This is a genomic window from Isoptericola sp. NPDC060185 (assembly GCF_042728595.1).
In the GTDB taxonomy this organism is placed as follows: Bacteria; Actinomycetota; Actinomycetes; order Actinomycetales; family Cellulomonadaceae; genus Isoptericola.
Map to the genome: position 1 here is coordinate 79,452 of NZ_JBHWYY010000001.1, position 16,046 is coordinate 95,497.

The 16,046-nt window shown below is 75.4% G+C and carries 14 protein-coding genes; 13 read left to right on the forward strand and 1 reads right to left on the reverse strand.

Going from position 1 to position 16,046, the window contains the following annotated elements:
* Positions 1-64 precede the first annotated feature (64 nt).
* The 13 genes from ACFWDO_RS00405 to ACFWDO_RS00465 all read left to right on the forward strand — a co-directional run bounded on the left by ACFWDO_RS00405 (position 65) and on the right by ACFWDO_RS00465 (position 14,201).
* Positions 65-1,609, forward strand: coding sequence for an ABC transporter ATP-binding protein (locus tag ACFWDO_RS00405; protein ID WP_380323866.1), 1,545 nt, complete (start codon positions 65-67; stop codon positions 1,607-1,609).
* A 98-nt stretch (positions 1,610-1,707) separates the two neighbouring features.
* A complete protein-coding gene (locus ACFWDO_RS00410; protein ID WP_380323902.1) occupies positions 1,708-3,036 on the forward strand; it encodes an ABC transporter permease in 1,329 nt (442 codons plus the stop codon).
* Positions 3,033-4,331, forward strand: a complete 1,299-nt coding sequence (locus ACFWDO_RS00415; RefSeq protein WP_380323869.1) for an ABC transporter permease — start codon at positions 3,033-3,035, stop codon at positions 4,329-4,331. Before ACFWDO_RS00410 ends, ACFWDO_RS00415 begins: the two co-directional genes overlap by 4 nt.
* Before the next feature lie 2 nt (positions 4,332-4,333).
* A complete protein-coding gene (locus ACFWDO_RS00420; protein WP_380323872.1) occupies positions 4,334-4,789 on the forward strand; it encodes a cytidine deaminase in 456 nt (151 codons plus the stop codon).
* A gap of 2 nt (positions 4,790-4,791) precedes the next feature.
* Positions 4,792-6,102, forward strand: a complete 1,311-nt coding sequence (locus ACFWDO_RS00425; RefSeq protein WP_380323875.1) for a thymidine phosphorylase — start codon at positions 4,792-4,794, stop codon at positions 6,100-6,102.
* A 13-nt stretch (positions 6,103-6,115) separates the two neighbouring features.
* Entirely contained in the window at positions 6,116-6,949 is an 834-nt protein-coding gene (locus tag ACFWDO_RS00430; RefSeq protein WP_380323879.1) for a hypothetical protein, read from the forward strand.
* Between the two features lie 83 nt (positions 6,950-7,032).
* Positions 7,033-7,266, forward strand: coding sequence for a hypothetical protein (locus tag ACFWDO_RS00435; RefSeq protein WP_380323881.1), 234 nt, complete (start codon positions 7,033-7,035; stop codon positions 7,264-7,266).
* A gap of 19 nt (positions 7,267-7,285) precedes the next feature.
* Positions 7,286-8,401 carry an adenosine deaminase gene (locus tag ACFWDO_RS00440; protein ID WP_380323884.1) on the forward strand — a complete coding sequence of 372 codons (1,116 nt, stop codon included), beginning with the start codon at positions 7,286-7,288 and terminating at the stop codon, positions 8,399-8,401.
* The gene (gene deoC / locus ACFWDO_RS00445; RefSeq protein ID WP_380323887.1) at positions 8,398-9,117 is read left to right on the forward strand and encodes a deoxyribose-phosphate aldolase; all 720 of its coding nucleotides are present in this window, start codon (positions 8,398-8,400) and stop codon (positions 9,115-9,117) included. The genes ACFWDO_RS00440 and deoC overlap by 4 nt, the downstream gene beginning before the upstream one ends.
* Positions 9,118-9,128: 11 nt before the next feature.
* Positions 9,129-9,779: an ATP-binding cassette domain-containing protein gene (locus ACFWDO_RS00450; protein ID WP_380323890.1), complete on the forward strand. Its 651-nt coding sequence runs from the start codon at positions 9,129-9,131 to the stop codon at positions 9,777-9,779.
* Between the two features lie 4 nt (positions 9,780-9,783).
* Entirely contained in the window at positions 9,784-11,328 is a 1,545-nt protein-coding gene (locus ACFWDO_RS00455) for a hypothetical protein (RefSeq protein WP_380323893.1), read from the forward strand.
* Positions 11,329-11,449: 121 nt separating this feature from the next.
* Positions 11,450-13,273 carry an oleate hydratase gene (locus ACFWDO_RS00460; protein WP_380323896.1) on the forward strand — a complete coding sequence of 608 codons (1,824 nt, stop codon included), beginning with the start codon at positions 11,450-11,452 and terminating at the stop codon, positions 13,271-13,273.
* A gap of 16 nt (positions 13,274-13,289) precedes the next feature.
* The gene (locus tag ACFWDO_RS00465) at positions 13,290-14,201 is read left to right on the forward strand and encodes a siderophore-interacting protein (protein WP_380346739.1); all 912 of its coding nucleotides are present in this window, start codon (positions 13,290-13,292) and stop codon (positions 14,199-14,201) included.
* Here ACFWDO_RS00465 and ACFWDO_RS00470 read toward each other — a convergent pair.
* The gene (locus ACFWDO_RS00470; protein WP_380318329.1) at positions 14,179-16,029 is read right to left on the reverse strand and encodes a phospho-sugar mutase; all 1,851 of its coding nucleotides are present in this window, start codon (positions 16,027-16,029) and stop codon (positions 14,179-14,181) included. The genes ACFWDO_RS00465 and ACFWDO_RS00470 overlap by 23 nt on opposite strands.
* Positions 16,030-16,046: the final 17 nt, after the last annotated feature.

A 16,046-nucleotide genomic window follows, 5' to 3' on the forward strand; every position in this document is an offset into this window, starting at 1 on the left:
CGGTACGTCGATCCCGGCCCCTGACGACCCCTCGACGGATCCCTCGACGGACGGAAGGCAGAGCATGAGGCTCGAGCTGCGAGGCATCACGAAGCGCTTCGGCGCGCTCGTGGCGAACGACCACATCGACCTGGTGGTGCAGCCGGGCGAGATCCACTGCTTGCTGGGCGAGAACGGCGCCGGCAAGTCCACCCTGATGAACGTGCTGTACGGCCTCTACCAGGCCGACGAGGGCGAGATCCTGCTGGACGACGAGGTCCAGGCGTTCGACGGCCCGGGCGACGCGATGGCCGCCGGCATCGGCATGGTGCACCAGCACTTCATGCTCGTCCCCGTGTTCACGGTGGCCGAGAACGTCATGCTCGGGCACGAGTCGACGCGGGCCGGCGGCGTGCTCGACCTGGACAGCGCGCGCAGCCGGGTCGAGGAGATCGCGGGCCGGTTCGGCTTCCACGTCGACCCCGACGCGGTCGTCGAGGACCTCCCCGTGGGCGTGCAGCAGCGGGTCGAGATCATCAAGGCGCTGTCGCGCGACGCGGACGTGCTGGTCTTCGACGAGCCGACCGCGGTGCTGACGCCGCAGGAGACCGACGAGCTGATGGCGATCATGCGCCAGCTGCGCGACGAGGGCGCCGCGATCGTCTTCATCACGCACAAGCTGCGCGAGGTGCGCGCCGTCGCCGACCGCATCACCGTGGTCCGCCACGGCAAGGTCGTCGGCGAGGCCAGCCCCACAGCGACCGACGGCGAGCTGGCGTCCCTCATGGTGGGCCGCGCCGTCGAGCTGACGGTGCGCAAGGACGCCCCGCGCCCGACCGAGCACGCGCTCGAGGTCACCGACCTGCGGGTCGAGGGCGCCGACGGCGTGGTGCTGGTGGACGACGTGAGCTTCACCGTCCGCGGCGGCGAGGTGCTCGTCGTGGCCGGCGTGCAGGGCAACGGGCAGACCGAGCTCACCGAGGCGCTCGTCGGCCTGCAGCCCGGGGTCACCGGAAGCGTGCGGCTGGACGGCACGGAGCTCGTGGGCCGGTCCGTGCGCCGCATCCTGGACGCGGGCGTGGGCTTCGTCCCCGAGGACCGCAACGAGGACGGCCTGGTGGGCGAGTTCACCATCGCCGAGAACCTTGTGCTCGACCGCACCGACGGACCGCCGTTCGTGCGCCGCGGCGCGCTGCAGCTCGCCCTCCGCGACGAGTTCGCCCGCGAGAAGGTCGCGGAGTTCGACGTGCGCACGCAGGGCATCGAGACCCGGGTGGGCCGCCTGTCGGGCGGTAACCAGCAGAAGGTCGTCCTGGCGCGCGAGCTCTCGCGCGAGCTGAGCCTGTTCGTGGCGGCGCAGCCGACCCGCGGCGTCGACGTCGGGTCGATCGAGTTCATCCACAAGCGGATCGTCGAGACGAGAGACACGGGCATCCCCGTGGTCGTGGTGTCCACCGAGCTCGACGAGGCCGTCGCCCTCGCCGACCGGATCATGGTCATGTACCGCGGGCGGGTGGTCGGCATCGTCCCCGCGACGACCCCGCGCGACGTGCTCGGCCTCATGATGGCCGGAATCGCGCCCGAGGACGCGTCGCCGACGGGTCCCGAGAACGAAGGAGACGCGGCGTGAGCGGCGAGTCGCCCCAGGACCGGGCCGACGGTCCGGCGAAGGACCCGGCACATGACCCCGTGCCGGACGTCGACCCCGGCTCGCCGCTGGGCGAGGCGATCGAGCAGGTCGACGCGGAGGCGGAGCCGGGCCTCGCGGAGGAGCTCGAGCAGGAGGTCGCGCGTGTCGCGGCCCCCGCGGTCGAGGAGTCGGGCGACCGGTGGCGCGACGCGATGCGCCGCGCGACGTCCGGCGGCTGGGCCGTGGCGCTCGGCGCCATCGTCCTGGCCGTGATCGCCGGCTCGATCCTCATCGTCGTGACCGACGAGGCCGTGCTCGCCGCGGCGCCGTACTTCTTCTCCCGACCGAGCGACACGCTCGCCGCGATCGGGCAGGCCGTGGGCGGCGCGTACTCCGCGCTGTTCCAGGGCGCGGTCTACAACTTCGGCGCGGACTCTTTCGCGCAGGGCATCCGGCCGCTCACGCAGACGCTCACGAACGCCACGCCGCTCATCGCGGCCGGCCTTGGCGTCGCGCTCGCCTTCCGCGCGGGCCTGTTCAACATCGGTGGCCAGGGGCAGATGCTCATGGCCGCGACCGCCGCCGGCTGGATCGGCTTCGGCGTCACCGGGCTGCCGTTCCCGTGGCACATGCTGCTGTGCCTCGTGGCCGGCGTCGCGGCCGGCGCCCTGTGGGCCGGGATCGCCGGCCTGCTCAAGGCACGCACGGGCGCCCACGAGGTGATCGTCACGATCATGCTCAACTACGTGGCGTTCTACCTGCTGTCGTACTTCCTCGCGACGCCGGGGCTCATGCAGGCCCCGGGCTCCGCGAACCCGAAGACGCCGCCGATGCAGGACTCGGCCGTGCTGCCGCCGCTGCTCGGGCCGTCGTACAACCTGCACTGGGGCTTCGTGCTCTCGCTGCTCGCCGTCGTCGGCGTCTGGTGGCTGCTCAACCGGTCCAGCGCCGGCTTCGCGTTCCGCGCCGTGGGGGAGAACCCCAAGGCGGCGCGGGTCGCGGGCATCGACGTCTCGCGCACCACGGTGCTCGTCATGCTCGTCGCCGGTGGCCTGGTCGGGCTCGCGGGCGTCCAGCAGGTGCTGGGCAGCGTGACCACCGGCTTCAGCGTCGACATCGACGCGGGCATCGGCTTCGACGCGATCACGGTCGCGCTGCTCGGCGGGTCGTCGCCGTGGGGCGTGCTCGGCGCCGGCATCCTGTTCGGCGGCTTCAAGGCCGGCGGCTCGGCGATGCAGGCCGCGCAGGGCATCCCCATCGAGATCGTGCTCGTCGTGCAGTCCCTGATCGTGCTGTTCATCGCGGCGCCCCCGCTGGTGCGCGCGATCTTCCGCCTGCCGCAGCCCGACCGCACACCCCGCGGGCGCGAAAGCCGCCGCGACCGCCGCCGCGCCGCGGCCGCCGCCACCGAGGAGGGACGGGCATGACCGCCACGACCGTCGACGCTGCGGGTCCCACCGCCACCGAGCCCGCCCCGCGCGTCGTGGCGAGGGTGTCGTGGAAGGCCGTCGTCGGCCTCACGGTGGTCCTCGCGCTGTACGCGCTGCTCCTGCTGCTCGCGCCGCACGAGGGCTCGGCCCGGTTCGCGCTGTCGACCAGCACCGACTTCGTCGTCCTGTCCACGATCGTCGTGCCGGCGATGGCGACGGCGTGGGTGTGCGGGGCGATCGGGGTGCTCGTGCTGCTGTTCGCCATCGTCCGCACGCGGTCCGGGCGCCGGGTGCCCGCCTGGGCGATCGCGGTCTTCGCGGCCGCGCTGCTCGTGGGCTTCCTCGCCTGGGCCGCCGCGGGCAGCCCGCGCGACCTGTCGGTCGTCGGCCTGCTGGGCGGCGCCGTCGGCCTCGCGGTGCCGCTCGTGTACGGCGCCCTCGGCGGCGTCGTGGGCGAGCGCGCGGGCGTCGTGAACATCGCCATCGAGGGCCAGCTGCTCGCGGGGGCGTTCGTCGCCGCGATCGTCGGGTCGCTGACGAACAGCCCCTGGGCGGGCCTGGTCGCCGCGGTCGTCGCGAGCGCGCTGGTGGCGCTCGTGCTGGGCGTCTTCACCATCACCTACAAGGTGAACCAGGTGATCGTCGGCGTGGTGCTCAACGTGCTGGTGATCGGCCTGACGAGCTTCTTCTACTCCGAGGTGCTGGTCCCCAACGCCGAGACCCTCAACTCGACCACCCGCTTCGAGCGCCTGCCAATCCCGCTGCTCGAGCGCATCCCGATCATCGGGCCGGTGCTGTTCAACCAGACCATCGTCGTGTACCTGATGTTCGTGGCGGTCGCCGCGGTCTGGTACGCCCTGTTCCGCACCCGCTGGGGGCTGCGCGTCCGCGCGGTGGGCGAGCACCCGAAGGCGGCGGACACGGTCGGCATCGACGTGCTGCGCACCCGCTACCGCGCCGTCCTCATCGGCGGCGCCGTGGTCGGCCTCGGCGGCGCGTTCTACACGGTGGTGTCGATCAACCAGTTCGGCCGCGAGATGACGGCGGGTGCGGGCTTCATCGCCCTCGCCGCGGTGATCTTCGGCAAGTGGGACCCGCTGCGGGCGGCCCTCGCGGGCCTGCTGTTCGGGTTCGCGACGAACCTGCAGAACGTGCTGTCCGTGGTCGGCTCGCCCGTGCCCAGCCAGTTCATGCTGATGCTCCCGTACGTGGTGACCCTGCTGGCCGTGGCCGGCCTGGTCGGCAAGTCCCGTGCGCCCGCGGCGTCGGGCACCCCCTACACCAAGGAGTAGCCGTGCCCGAGCCCGCACCGTCCGAGCCCGCCGTGCCCGGGCCCCCGGTCGACTGGGACGCCCTGCGCGCCGCGGCGCGCGACGTCGTCGGCCGCGCGTACGCGCCCTACTCGGCGTTCCCGGTGGGCGCCGCGGCGCTGGTCGACGACGGCCGGGTGGTGGTGGGCTGCAACGTGGAGAACGCCGCCTACGGGGTGACGCTCTGCGCGGAGTGCTCGCTCGTGTCCGCCCTCGTCACGGGCGGGGGCGGCCGCCTGGTCGCGTTCACGTGCGTGGACGGCGCGGGCGAGCTGCTCATGCCGTGCGGGCGCTGCCGCCAGCTGCTGTGGGAGCACGGCGGGCCGGCGCTGCTCGTGGAGACCGCGCGCGGCGTCGTGCCGATGACCGAGGTGCTGCCGGACGCGTTCGGCGCGGCCGACCTGGACCGGCCGCGCACCAGCGAACGAGAGGGCAGCTGAGCATGACCACCACGCCGGGGAACGAGCCGTTCGACGCCGTCGACGTCATCCGGGCGAAGCGCGACGGGGGGACGCTCGAGGCCGCGCAGATCGACTGGGTCGTGGACGCGTACACCCGCGGCGCGGTCGCCGAGGAGCAGATGTCGGCCCTCGCGATGGCGATCCTGCTGAGGGGCATGACCCGGCCGGAGGTGGCGCGCTGGACCGGCGCGATGATCGCCTCCGGCGAGCGGATGGACTTCTCCGGCCTGTCGCGGCCCACGGCGGACAAGCACTCCACCGGCGGCGTGGGCGACAAGATCACGCTGCCGCTCGCGCCCCTCGTGGCGTCGTTCGGCGTGGCGGTGCCGCAGCTCTCGGGCCGCGGGCTGGGCCACACCGGGGGGACTCTGGACAAGCTGGAGGCGATCCCGGGCTGGCGCGCGTCGCTGAGCACCGCCGAGCTGATGGACCAGCTCGAGGACGTCGGCGCGGTGGTCTGCGCGGCGGGGGCGGGGCTGGCCCCGGCGGACAAGAAGCTCTACGCGTTGCGCGACGTGACCGGCACCGTCGAGTCGGTGCCGCTCATCGCGAGCTCGATCATGAGCAAGAAGATCGCGGAGGGCACGGGCGCGCTCGTGCTCGACGTCAAGGTGGGCTCCGGCGCCTTCATGAAGGACCTGGCCGCCGCCCGCGAGCTCGCCCGCACGATGGTCGACCTCGGCACGGACGCCGGCGTGCGGACGGTCGCGCTGCTCACCGACATGCAGGTGCCGCTCGGGCGCACCGCGGGCAACGCGCTCGAGGTCCGCGAGTCGGTCGAGGTGCTCGACGGCGGCGGCCCGGCCGACGTCGTCGACCTCACGGTGGCGCTGGCGGTCGAGATGCTCGCCGGGGCGGGCCGCCCCGTGCCCCAGGCCGAGGTGCGGGCGGCGCTGGCCGACGGGCGCGCCAAGGACGTCTGGCGCCGCATGATCGCCGCGCAGGGCGGCGACCCGGACGCACCCCTGCCGGTCGCGGCGCACCGCCGGGACGTGGTCGCCGACCGCGCCGGGGTCGTGTCGCGCCTCGACGCCTACGCCGTCGGCCTGGCCGCGTGGCGGCTCGGCGCGGGACGCTCGCGCCGGGAGGACCCGGTCCAGGCGGGTGCCGGCGTCGAGATCCACGCCCGCCCGGGCGAGAGCGTCGAGGCCGGCCAGCCGGTGCTCACGCTGCACACCGACACCCCCGAGCGCTTCGACCGCGCGCTGGCCGCCCTCGACGGGCAGTGGGCGGTCGACGACGTGGCGGCCGTGGGGTCGCCGTCGGCGCTCGTCCTGGACCGGATCGGCTGAGCCGACGGCAGGGATGCGTCGCCTGACGGACCTCCTCGCCGCGGTGGGCGCGTTCGCGGGCCCGCCGCCGGCGCCGCCGCCCGCGGGGAGGTTCGCCCGGCCGGACGTGCCGGACGACCTCGCACCCGCGCTGGCGGCCCTGCCGCCCGCGGCGCGGGCGTGGGTGCTCGACCCGCTGGGCCGCGACGCGCCCCCGCCCGCCCCGGGTCGTCCGCGCGCCCTCGTGCTGCCGGGGCCCGAGGGCGTGCTGGCGCCCGCGCGACAGGTCGACGAGCGCAGCTGCGGCCCGGCGGTGCTCGCGATGCTGCGCCTCGCTGGCGACCCGCGCCGTGCGCTCGAGCTGAGCCGATGGCCGGAGGGCACCGCGGCGGCGTTCGCGTCCCAGCAGCGCGCCCTGCACCGGGAGACCACCCACGGCGTGCGCGGCCTGCCCGTGTGGCCGCAGGCGCTCGGCACTCCGCCGTGGGGCGCGGCGCGCGTCGCCCGGTACGGCCGCGTGCGCTACACGCACCGCGTGGTGGGCGGCCGCACCGCCCCCGGCGTCCTCGCCTCGGCCGTGGCCGCCGCGGCCGCCGGCGTGCCCGTCCCGCTCTACACGGGCGGCGACCTCGCCCGCGGCGCGGCGACGGCGGTGCCGCGGCACGTCGTCCTGCTCACCGCCGTCCGTGGCGGCCTCGCGACGCTGTACGAGCCGTCCGCCGGGCGTCTGCACGCCGTGCCGCGGGCCGAGCTGGAGGCGGCGGGAGGAGGCCGTCGCGCGGACGCGACCGGCCCCGTGAGGGAGGCCGCGCTGGGCGGCTGGCCCCACGTGGTCTGGGCGCTGCTGCCCCGCGACGCGCGCGGCTGAGCACAGCCGGGCTCCTCTGGCGCGCCGCCGGGGGGCGGGTCACGATGGGTGGGCGCACCGCCGTCGAGCGAAGGAGGAGCTCCATGAGCACCGTCCCGGAGGACGCCCGGCAGGACGCCGGCGTGGAGGGCACGGAGGAGACGACCAGCCTGGTCGAGGACGCCGAGACCGCCGAGCAGGAGCCTCCCGCGCCCGAGGAGTACCGGCCCCGGCACGCCCGCCCGGACCTCGACGACGAGGCCGCGGAGGCGGACGTCGTGGAGCAGAGCCAGGAGGTGCCGGGGCTCGACGATCCCGACGCCGCCGCCGGCGCCTGACGGCCGGTAGGTTGGCCCCATGACGCAAGCGCTCGTCGACCTGATCCCCGCCCTGCCCAAGGTGCTCCTGCACGACCATCTCGACGGGGGCCTGCGACCGCAGACCGTCCTCGAGCTCGCCGCCGAGGTGGGCCACGAGCTCCCGGCGTCGGACGCCGCGTCGCTCGGCACGTGGTTCGTCGAGGCCGCGGACTCGGGGTCCCTGGTGCGGTACCTCGAGACGTTCGACCACACGATCGCCGTCATGCAGACGCCCGACGCCCTGGCGCGGGTCGCGCGCGAGGCGGTGCTGGACCTGGCCGCGGACGGCGTCGTGTACACCGAGCAGCGCTGGGCCCCGGAGCAGCACCTGGCCCGCGGGCTGAGCCTCCCCGAGACGGTCGAGGCCGTGCAGGCGGGCATCGACGAGGGCATCCGCGAGGCCGCCGCGCGCGGGCAGATCATCCGCGTGGGCCAGCTCGTCACGGCCATGCGGCACACCGACCGGTGGCAGGAGATCGCCGAGCTCGCCGTCGCCTACCGCGACCGCGGCGTGGTCGGGTTCGACATCGCCGGCCCGGAGGACGGGTTCCCGCCGTCGCGCCACGTCGACATCTGGCGCTACCTCGCGCAGCAGGACTTCCCGACCACGATCCACGCCGGCGAGGCGGCCGGCCCGGCGTCGATCGCCGAGGCGGTGCACCTGGGCCAGGCCGACCGGATCGGCCACGGCGTGCGAATCGTGGAGGACATCACCTTCCACGAGGGCTTCGACGACGACGGCGAGCGGCGCGCCGAGCTGGGCCGCCTGGCCCACTGGGTGCGCGACCACCAGATCACGCTCGAGGTCTGCCCGGTCTCCAACCTGCAGACCGCGGCGACGACGGCGACGTCGGTGGCCGACCACCCCATCACGCGCCTCAAGGAGCTGGACTTCGCGGTCACGCTCAACACCGACAACCGCCTCATGTCGCGCACGTCGATGAGCAACGAGATGACGCGCCTGGTCACCGAGGCCGGCTGGACCATCGACGACCTGGCCGACGTCACCCTGACCGCCGCGTGGAGCGCCTTCATGCACCACGACGAGCGCCGTGCGCTCGTCGACGACGTCATCCTGCCGGGCTACCAGCAGGCCGAAGGAGCGCAGCGATGAGCGACGCAGCCCGTACCGTCCCCACCGACGCGGCGGCCCTCGCCCAGTTCGTGGACCACACGCTGCTCAAGCCCGAGGCGACGACGGCGGACGTCACGGCGCTGGTCGAGGAGGGCGCCCACCTCGGCGTCTTCTCGGTCTGCATCTCGCCGACGTTTGTCGCGCACGCCGCCCGCGTCGCGGCGGGCCGCATCGCCGTGGCGACGGTCTGCGGATTCCCGTCGGGCAAGCACGTCAGCGCGGTGAAGGCGGCCGAGGCCGCCCGCGCCGTGGCCGACGGGGCCGACGAGGTCGACATGGTGATCGACGTCGGCGCCGCCAAGGAGGGCGCGTTCGACGCCGTCCGCGCCGACATCGCCGCCGTGCGGGCCGCCGTGCCCGCCGAGCACCTGCTCAAGGTCATCATCGAGGCGGCCGCGCTGACCGACGGCGAGATCGTCGCCGCCTGCCGGGCGGCGAAGGACGCCGGGGCGGACTTCGTCAAGACGTCCACCGGGTTCCACCCCGCCGGCGGCGCGTCCGTGCACGCCGTGGCCCTCATGGCGGACACCGTGGGCGACGCCCTGGGCGTGAAGGCCTCCGGCGGGATCCGCACGCTGGACGACGCGCTCGCCATGATCGGCGCCGGCGCCACGCGGCTCGGGCTGTCGGGGACCGCGGGCGTGCTCGCGGGCTTCTCCGGCGAGGCCCCGGCCGCCGGCGGCAGCGGCTACTGAGCGGGCGCGGGGTGGACGCCGGGCCGCTCGTCGAGGTCTGCGACGCGACCCGCACCCACGGCACCGTGCAGGTGCTCGGGCCGACGACCCTGACCCTCGGCCCGGGGGAGGCGGCGGCCGTCGTCGGGCCCAACGGCAGCGGCAAGTCGACGCTGCTGCGTCTCGTCGCCGGCAAGGACGAGCCGACGACCGGGCGGGTGCGCGTGCTCGGTCTGCCCGCCGGGCAGGCGCGGCTGCGCCGCCGGGAGGACGTGGCGGTGCTGCTCGGCGGCCTGTCCGCCTACCCGGACCTCACGGTCGCGGAGCACCTGCGCCTCGTGGCGTCGGCGTGGGCGGGCCGGCACCCCGGCCCGGACGTCGAGGCCGCGCTGGCCGCCGCCGAGCTCGACCGGGTGCGCGACCAGCTCCCCGGCGAGCTGTCCTCGGGCGAGGGGCAGATGTTCGCCCTCGCGACGACGCTGTACCGGCCCGCCCGCCTCGTGCTGCTCGACGAGCCGGAGCAGCGGCTCGACGCCCGCTGGCGCGCCGTCGCCCGCCGCCTCGTCGCGGGGGCGCTCGACGCCGGCCGCGCGCTGCTCGTCGCGACCCACGACCCGGACCTGCGCGCGGACCTCGCGCGCCGGGGCCGCGAGGTGGAGCTCGCGGCGCCGGGGCCCCGGTGACCCGGTGAGCGTCGTCGCCGGGCACGTGGACGACGGCTCCCGCGTGCCGTACCGCCGCTGGCGCCGCTGGGTGGCGTCGCTGCGCCGCCGGGCCGTCGTCGTGCGGGCTGCCGAGAACGGCGGGGACCCGCACGACCGGGTCTACCTCGGGTACGGCGTGGTGCTCCTCGCGCTGGTGTACGGGCCGATCCTGTGGTCCGCGCTGGTGCAGGCCGCGGCGGCGCTGTCCTGGCCCGCCGGGGCCTCGGGGACCCTGGCGGCGGCCGCGGGGTGCGTCCTCGGGCTGGGCGTGCTGTGCACCGCAGGGCTCGCGTCGGCGCGTGCCGGCGGGCCGCTGTGGACCACCCCGGCGGAGGCGACCTTCGCCCTGGGCGGCCAGTTCGCGCCGCACGACGTGCTGCGACGGCGCGCGGCGTGGCTCGTGGCGGGCGCGGCCGCCGTCGGGGCGTTCCTCGGCAGCGCCGTGGCCCAGGGCGCCGTCGCGTCCGGCACCGTGCTCGCGGGGGCCGTCGCCGCGCTGCTCGCGCAGGTGCCCCTGGCCGTCGGCGTGGCCGCGCAGGTGCCCGGCCGCGTGCGGTCGGCGGCGACCACGACGACCGCGGCCCTGCTGGTCCTCGGTGCGGGCGGCGCCGGGGCGGCGGGGGCGAGTGCGAGCGCGGTCCTGCCGGGGGCGTCCGGTGCGGTGGCCGTCGTCGTGGCAGGACTTCTGGGTGTGGGGGGCGCCGTGCTCGTGCTCCGCGTGCTGCCCGACGGCATCGACATGGACCGTGCGGCCGCGGGGCAGGCCAGGACGGTGACGGCCGCGCGGGGGCTCGTGGGGGGCGAGTCCGGCGCCGTGGGGGACGTGCTCGGCCCGCGCGCGTACGCGGGACGAGCGGCCACGCTCCCGCGGTGGCTGCTGGCCCGCGCGCCGCTGGTGGCGCGCGACCTGCTGGGGCTGCGCCGGCGCCCCGCGGCGTTCGCCGTCTCCCTCGTGGCGGGGTGCGCGGGCGCGCTGCTCGTGCAGCTCGGGGCGGACGGCGGCCCGGCGCTCGTCACCGTGGTCGGGGCGGCGGCGCTCTACGCCGCCTCCCGGACGTGGGCCGACGGCCTGCATGCCTACGCCGCCCAGCCCCGGCCGGGTGCCCTCCTGCCAGGGTCGACGACGGCCGCCGTCGCCGGTCACGCGGCGGTGCCGGGGGCCCTGGGCCTGCTGGCCGCCGTCCTCGGGACGGCGGTCGGGGCGCTCGCCGGGGGCGCCGGGGCGGCGGGAACCGGCGCCGTCGTCGTCCTCGCCGTCGTCGTGGCCGCGCTCGGGGTCCGCATCTGGGTGGCGGGCGCGACCGCTGCGCCGCCGGGTCTGTTCACGCCGATGATGACGCCGAACGGCGACATGTCGATGCTCGTGCTCGGCGCCTGGTACCTGCGGGGGTGGCTCGTGGTGGCCGCCGCGGGCTGGCTGCTGCACCGGGCCGGCGCCGCGGGCTCCCCGGGCCCGGCCTCGGTGGCGGTGGTGGCCCTCGCCGCGGGCCTCGTCGCGGCCGCAGTGCGGCGGTTCGCGCGCGCCTGAGGCGTCCCGCTCCCCGCCCCGCCCCGTCCCGCCCCGTCCCGGTCGCGGCCCGCGACGTTTCGGCAGAGGCTCGACCCAGGGCCCGCGACCCGGGCCGTCGCGCCGACCGGAGGGACCGCCCGTGTACTACAGCAACGGCAACTACGAGGCCTTCGCCCGACCGCGCAAGCCGGCCGGTGTGGACGGCAAGACGGCGTGGTTGGTCGGTGCCGGCCTCGCGTCCATGGCGGCGGCGGCGTTCATGATCCGCGACGGGCAGCTCGCGGGGGAGCGCATCACCATCCTGGAGCGGCTGCGCCTGCCCGGCGGTGCGCTCGACGGGATCAAGGAGCCCGAGAAGGGCTTCGTGATCCGCGGCGGGCGCGAGATGGAGGACCACTTCGAGTGCCTGTGGGACCTGTTCCGGTCGGTGCCGTCGATCGAGGTCGAGGGCGCGTCGGTGCTCGACGAGTTCTACTGGCTCAACAAGGACGACCCGAACTTCTCCCTGCAGCGCGCCACCGTGGACCGCGGCCAGGACGCGCACACCGACGGCCTGTTCGCGCTGTCGGAGAAGGCGCAGAAGGACATCGTGAGCGTCTTCCTCGCCTCGCGCGAGGAGATGGAGGGCAAGCGGATCGACGAGGTCTTCGGCCGCGAGTTCCTCGAGAGCAACTTCTGGCTGTACTGGCGCACGATGTTCGCGTTCGAGGAGTGGCACAGCGCGCTGGAGATGAAGCTGTACATCCACCGCTTCGTGCACCACATCGGCGGCCTGCCCGACTTCTCGGCGCTGAAGTTCACCAAGTACAACCAGTACGAGTCGCTGGTGCTGCCGCTGTACCGGTGGCTGCTCGACCAGGGCGTGACGTTCCGCTTCTCCACCGAGGTCACGGACATCGACTACGCGGTCACGCCCGGCGCCGACGGCGCGAGCCGCAAGGTCGCGACGCGCATCCACTGGGTGTCCGACGGCGAGGCCGGGGGCGTCGACCTCGGCGAGGACGACCTGGTGCTGGCCACCATCGGCTCCCTCACGGAGAACTCCGACAACGGCGACCACCAGACCCCGGCCCGCCTCGACACCGGCCCCGCCCCCGCGTGGGACCTGTGGCGCCGGATCGCGGCGAAGGACCCCTCGTTCGGGCACCCCGACGTCTTCGGCGGCGACATCCCGCACACGAAGTGGGAGTCGGCCACCGTCACGACGCTCGACCCGCGCATCCCGGAGCACATCCAGCGCATCTGCAAGCGCGACCCGTTCAGCGGCAAGGTCGTGACCGGCGGCATCGTCACCGTGAAGGACTCCAGCTGGCTGATGAGCTGGACGGTCAACCGGCAGCCCCACTTCAAGCAGCAGCCCGCCGACCAGGTCGTGGTGTGGGTGTACTCGCTGTTCGTCGACCGCCCGGGCGACTACGTGACGAAGCCCATGCAGGAGTGCACGGGCGAGGAGATCACCCGCGAGTGGCTCTACCACCTGGGCGTCCCCGTCGACCAGATCGACGAGCTCGCGGCCACAGGAGCCCGGACGGTGCCGGTGATGATGCCGTACGTGACGTCGTTCTTCATGCCCCGGCACGCGGGCGACCGGCCGGACGTCGTGCCCGAGGGCGCGGTGAACTTCGCGTTCATCGGCCAGTTCGCGGAGACCAGCCGGGACTGCATCTTCACCACCGAGTACTCGGTGCGCACGGGCATGGAGGCCGCCTACCGCCTGCTCGACATCGAGCGCGGCGTGCCCGAGGTGTTCGGCTCCACCTACGACGTGCGGACGCTGCTCAAGGCCACGAGCCGGCTGCGCGACGGCGAGGAGGTGGACCTGCCGGGGCCCAGGTTCCTGCGCGAGCGGCTGCTGCGGCGCCTGGACGGCACGCAGATCGGCGAGCTGCTCACGGACTTCGGGCTCATCCCCGAGCGGGGCGCCACCACGCGCCGCGAGCGGCAGGACGACGCCGTCGAGTGAGTCATGATTGCTGGTGATGACCGACACGGCTGAGACCTCCGCTGGCACCCCCGCTCCTCCCGCCCGCAAGCGCACCCCGCGGCACGCGACCGTCTCGGCCGTGCGCCGGCTCTCGCCGCACCTGGTGCGGGTCACGCTCACGGGCCCCGAGCTCGCCTCGCTGGACCCGACGGCGCACACGGACAGCTACGTGAAGCTGGTGCTCGGCGAGCTGGCCGACGGGCGCCCGCTGGTGCGCGCGTACACGGTGCGCGCGGTCCGAGACGGGTCGGCCTCGACGTCGGGCTCGACGTCGGGGGACACCGAGTGGGACCTCGACCTCGTGGTGCACGGCGACGAGGGCGTGGGCGGCCCGTGGGCCACGCGCGTGCGGCCGGGGGAGCCGGTCACGTTCCTGGGCCCGGGCGGCGCGTACGCCCCGGACCCCGCGGCGCCGTGGCACCTGCTGGTGGGCGACGACTCCGCGCTGCCCGCGATCGCGGCCGCGGTGGAGTCCCTGCCGGCCGGCGCCGTCGCGCACGCCGTCGTCGAGGTGCCGGGGCCGCAGGACGAGCAGCCGCTCGAGTCGGCCGCGGACCTCACCGTGACGTGGGTGCACCGCGATGCGGGCGACGGCCTCGCCGACGCGGTGCGGGCCGCCGCCGGGGAGTTCCCCGCCGGCGCCCCGCACGTCTTCCTGCACGGCGAGGCCGGGTGCGTGCGCGACCTGCGTCGCTGGGTGCGCACGCAGCTCGGCGTGCCGCGCGAGCTGCTGTCGGCCTCGGGCTACTGGCGCCGCGGAAGCGACGACGAGGGCTGGCGCGCGAGCAAGCGCGACTGGGCCGCCGCCATCGAGCGCGACGACGCGGAGCTCACCGACGGCGCGGGGCTCACCGACGACGCGAAGCTCACGGACGACGCGGGGCTCACAGACCCAGCGCGGTCCTGAGGTCCGCCTTGATCCGGTCGAGCTTCTTGTGCGCCGCGACCCGCATCCGGCCGATGTCGATCGCGGACGCGTCCGACGCGACCGGCTCGACCACCTCGAGGTAGCACTTCACCTTCGGCTCGGTGCCGCTGGGCCGCACGACGACGCGGGTGTCGTCCGCGCCGAGCAGCACGATGCCGTCGGTGGGCGGCAGCCCGTCGATGCCGTCGCCGAGGTCGAGGACCTGCGCCACGCCGGCCCCGGCGAGGGTGCGGGGCGGCGCCGAGCGCAGCCGCGCCATCGTCTCGGGGATCTTCGACAGGTCGTCGAAACGGACGGACAGCTGGTCGGTGACGAACAGCCCGTTCTCGCGGGCGACGTCGTCGAGCGCGTCGACGAGGGTGCGCCCCGCGGCCTTCTCGCGCGCGGCGAGCAGTGCCACCAGGACCGCGGTGCTGAGCCCGTCCTTGTCGCGCACCTGCGCCGGGTCCACGCAGTAGCCCAGCGCCTCCTCGTACCCGAAGACGAGGCCCGGGGTCCGCGAGATCCACTTGAACCCGGTGAGCGTGGTCGCGTGCCCGACGCCGTACCGCACGGCGATCGAGGACAGCACGCGGGAGGACACCACCGAGCAGGCGACGACCGGGCCGGCGCCGTCCGGGCCGTCCGGCGGGGCGACGTCGCCCCGCGCGATGCGGCGCACCGCCTCGCGCCCGAGCAGGGCGCCCACCTCGTCGCCGTGCAGCATCCGCCAGCCGTGCGAGCGGGCCGTCTCGGCGCCCTGGTGGGTGCCGTGGCTCGGGTCGTAGACGGCCACCGCGCACCGGTCCGCGTCGGGGTCGTTCGCGATGACCACGTCGGCGTGCGCCTCGGCGAGCGCGACGGCCATGTCGATGGCGCCGGGCTCCTCGGGGTTCGGGAACCGGACCGTGGGGAAGGCGGGGTCGGGGTGCAGCTGCTCCTCGACGGGCTGCACGTGGGTGAAGCCCGCGTCGGCGAGCACCCGGGCCAGGACCCTGCCGCCGACGCCGTGCAGCGACGTCGTGACGACGCGCAGCGCGGCCCGCTCCGCCGGACCGGTGGACGTGCCGGCCCGCTCGGCGAGCGCGTGCACCGACGCGACGTACGCGTCGACGACGTCGCGCCCGAGGACGGTCCAGCCCGACTCGACTCGCGGCACCCCCGACGCGGGCCCGGCGGCGGCGATGCGCTCGGCGATGCCCGCGTCGTGCGGCGGCACGATCTGCGCGCCCTGGCCGGCGTCGGTCACGACGCGGCCGCCCAGGTAGACCTTGTAGCCGTTGTCCCGCGCGGGGTTGTGGCTCGCGGTGACCATGACGCCCGCGTCGGCGTCCAGGTGGCGGACGGCGAAGGCGAGCACCGGGGTGGGCAGCGCCGACGGCAGCAGCAGCACCTCGGCGCCGGCCGCGGTGAGGACGGCGGCCGTGTCGGTCGCGAACGTCGACGAGCGCTCGCGCGCGTCGTACCCGACGACCACACGCGGGGCCACGCCCGGCCCCAGCTGCGCCGCGAGGTAGGAGCCGAGGCCGGCCGCGGCCGCCGTCACGACCGCGCGGTTCATGCGGTTCGGGCCCGGCGCCATCGCGCCGCGCAGGCCCGCCGTGCCGAACTGCAGGCTGCCGGCGAAACGGTCGCGCAGCAGGTTCACCGCGTGCTCGCGCGTGCTCGCGCGCGGCGACGACGTCTGCTCGGCAAGGCGGGACAGCTCGGCCTTGTCGTCGTCGTCGACGTCGTACCGGATCCAGCGCTCCACCTGGTCGAGCAGCGTGGACAGGTCGGTGGACCGCGCGGCAGGCTCGAAGGCCGGGTCGTCGGTGTCCAGGCTCATCGCTGACCTCTCTCTTC

Bases quoted from the DNA above. Each gene is read 5' to 3' on its own strand.
- ACFWDO_RS00435 (WP_380323881.1), top strand. From the start codon at position 7,033: ATGAGCACCGTCCCGGAGGACGCCCGGCAGGACGCCGGCGTGGAGGGC.
- ACFWDO_RS00425 (WP_380323875.1), top strand. From the start codon at position 4,792: ATGACCACCACGCCGGGGAACGAGCCGTTCGACGCCGTCGACGTCATC.
- ACFWDO_RS00430 (WP_380323879.1), top strand. From the start codon at position 6,116: ATGCGTCGCCTGACGGACCTCCTCGCCGCGGTGGGCGCGTTCGCGGGC.
- ACFWDO_RS00470 (WP_380318329.1), bottom strand. From the start codon at position 16,029: ATGAGCCTGGACACCGACGACCCGGCCTTCGAGCCTGCCGCGCGGTCC.
- ACFWDO_RS00415 (WP_380323869.1), top strand. From the start codon at position 3,033: ATGACCGCCACGACCGTCGACGCTGCGGGTCCCACCGCCACCGAGCCC.
- ACFWDO_RS00405 (WP_380323866.1), top strand. From the start codon at position 65: ATGAGGCTCGAGCTGCGAGGCATCACGAAGCGCTTCGGCGCGCTCGTG.
- deoC (WP_380323887.1), top strand. From the start codon at position 8,398: ATGAGCGACGCAGCCCGTACCGTCCCCACCGACGCGGCGGCCCTCGCC.
- ACFWDO_RS00440 (WP_380323884.1), top strand. From the start codon at position 7,286: ATGACGCAAGCGCTCGTCGACCTGATCCCCGCCCTGCCCAAGGTGCTC.
- ACFWDO_RS00465 (WP_380346739.1), top strand. From the start codon at position 13,290: ATGACCGACACGGCTGAGACCTCCGCTGGCACCCCCGCTCCTCCCGCC.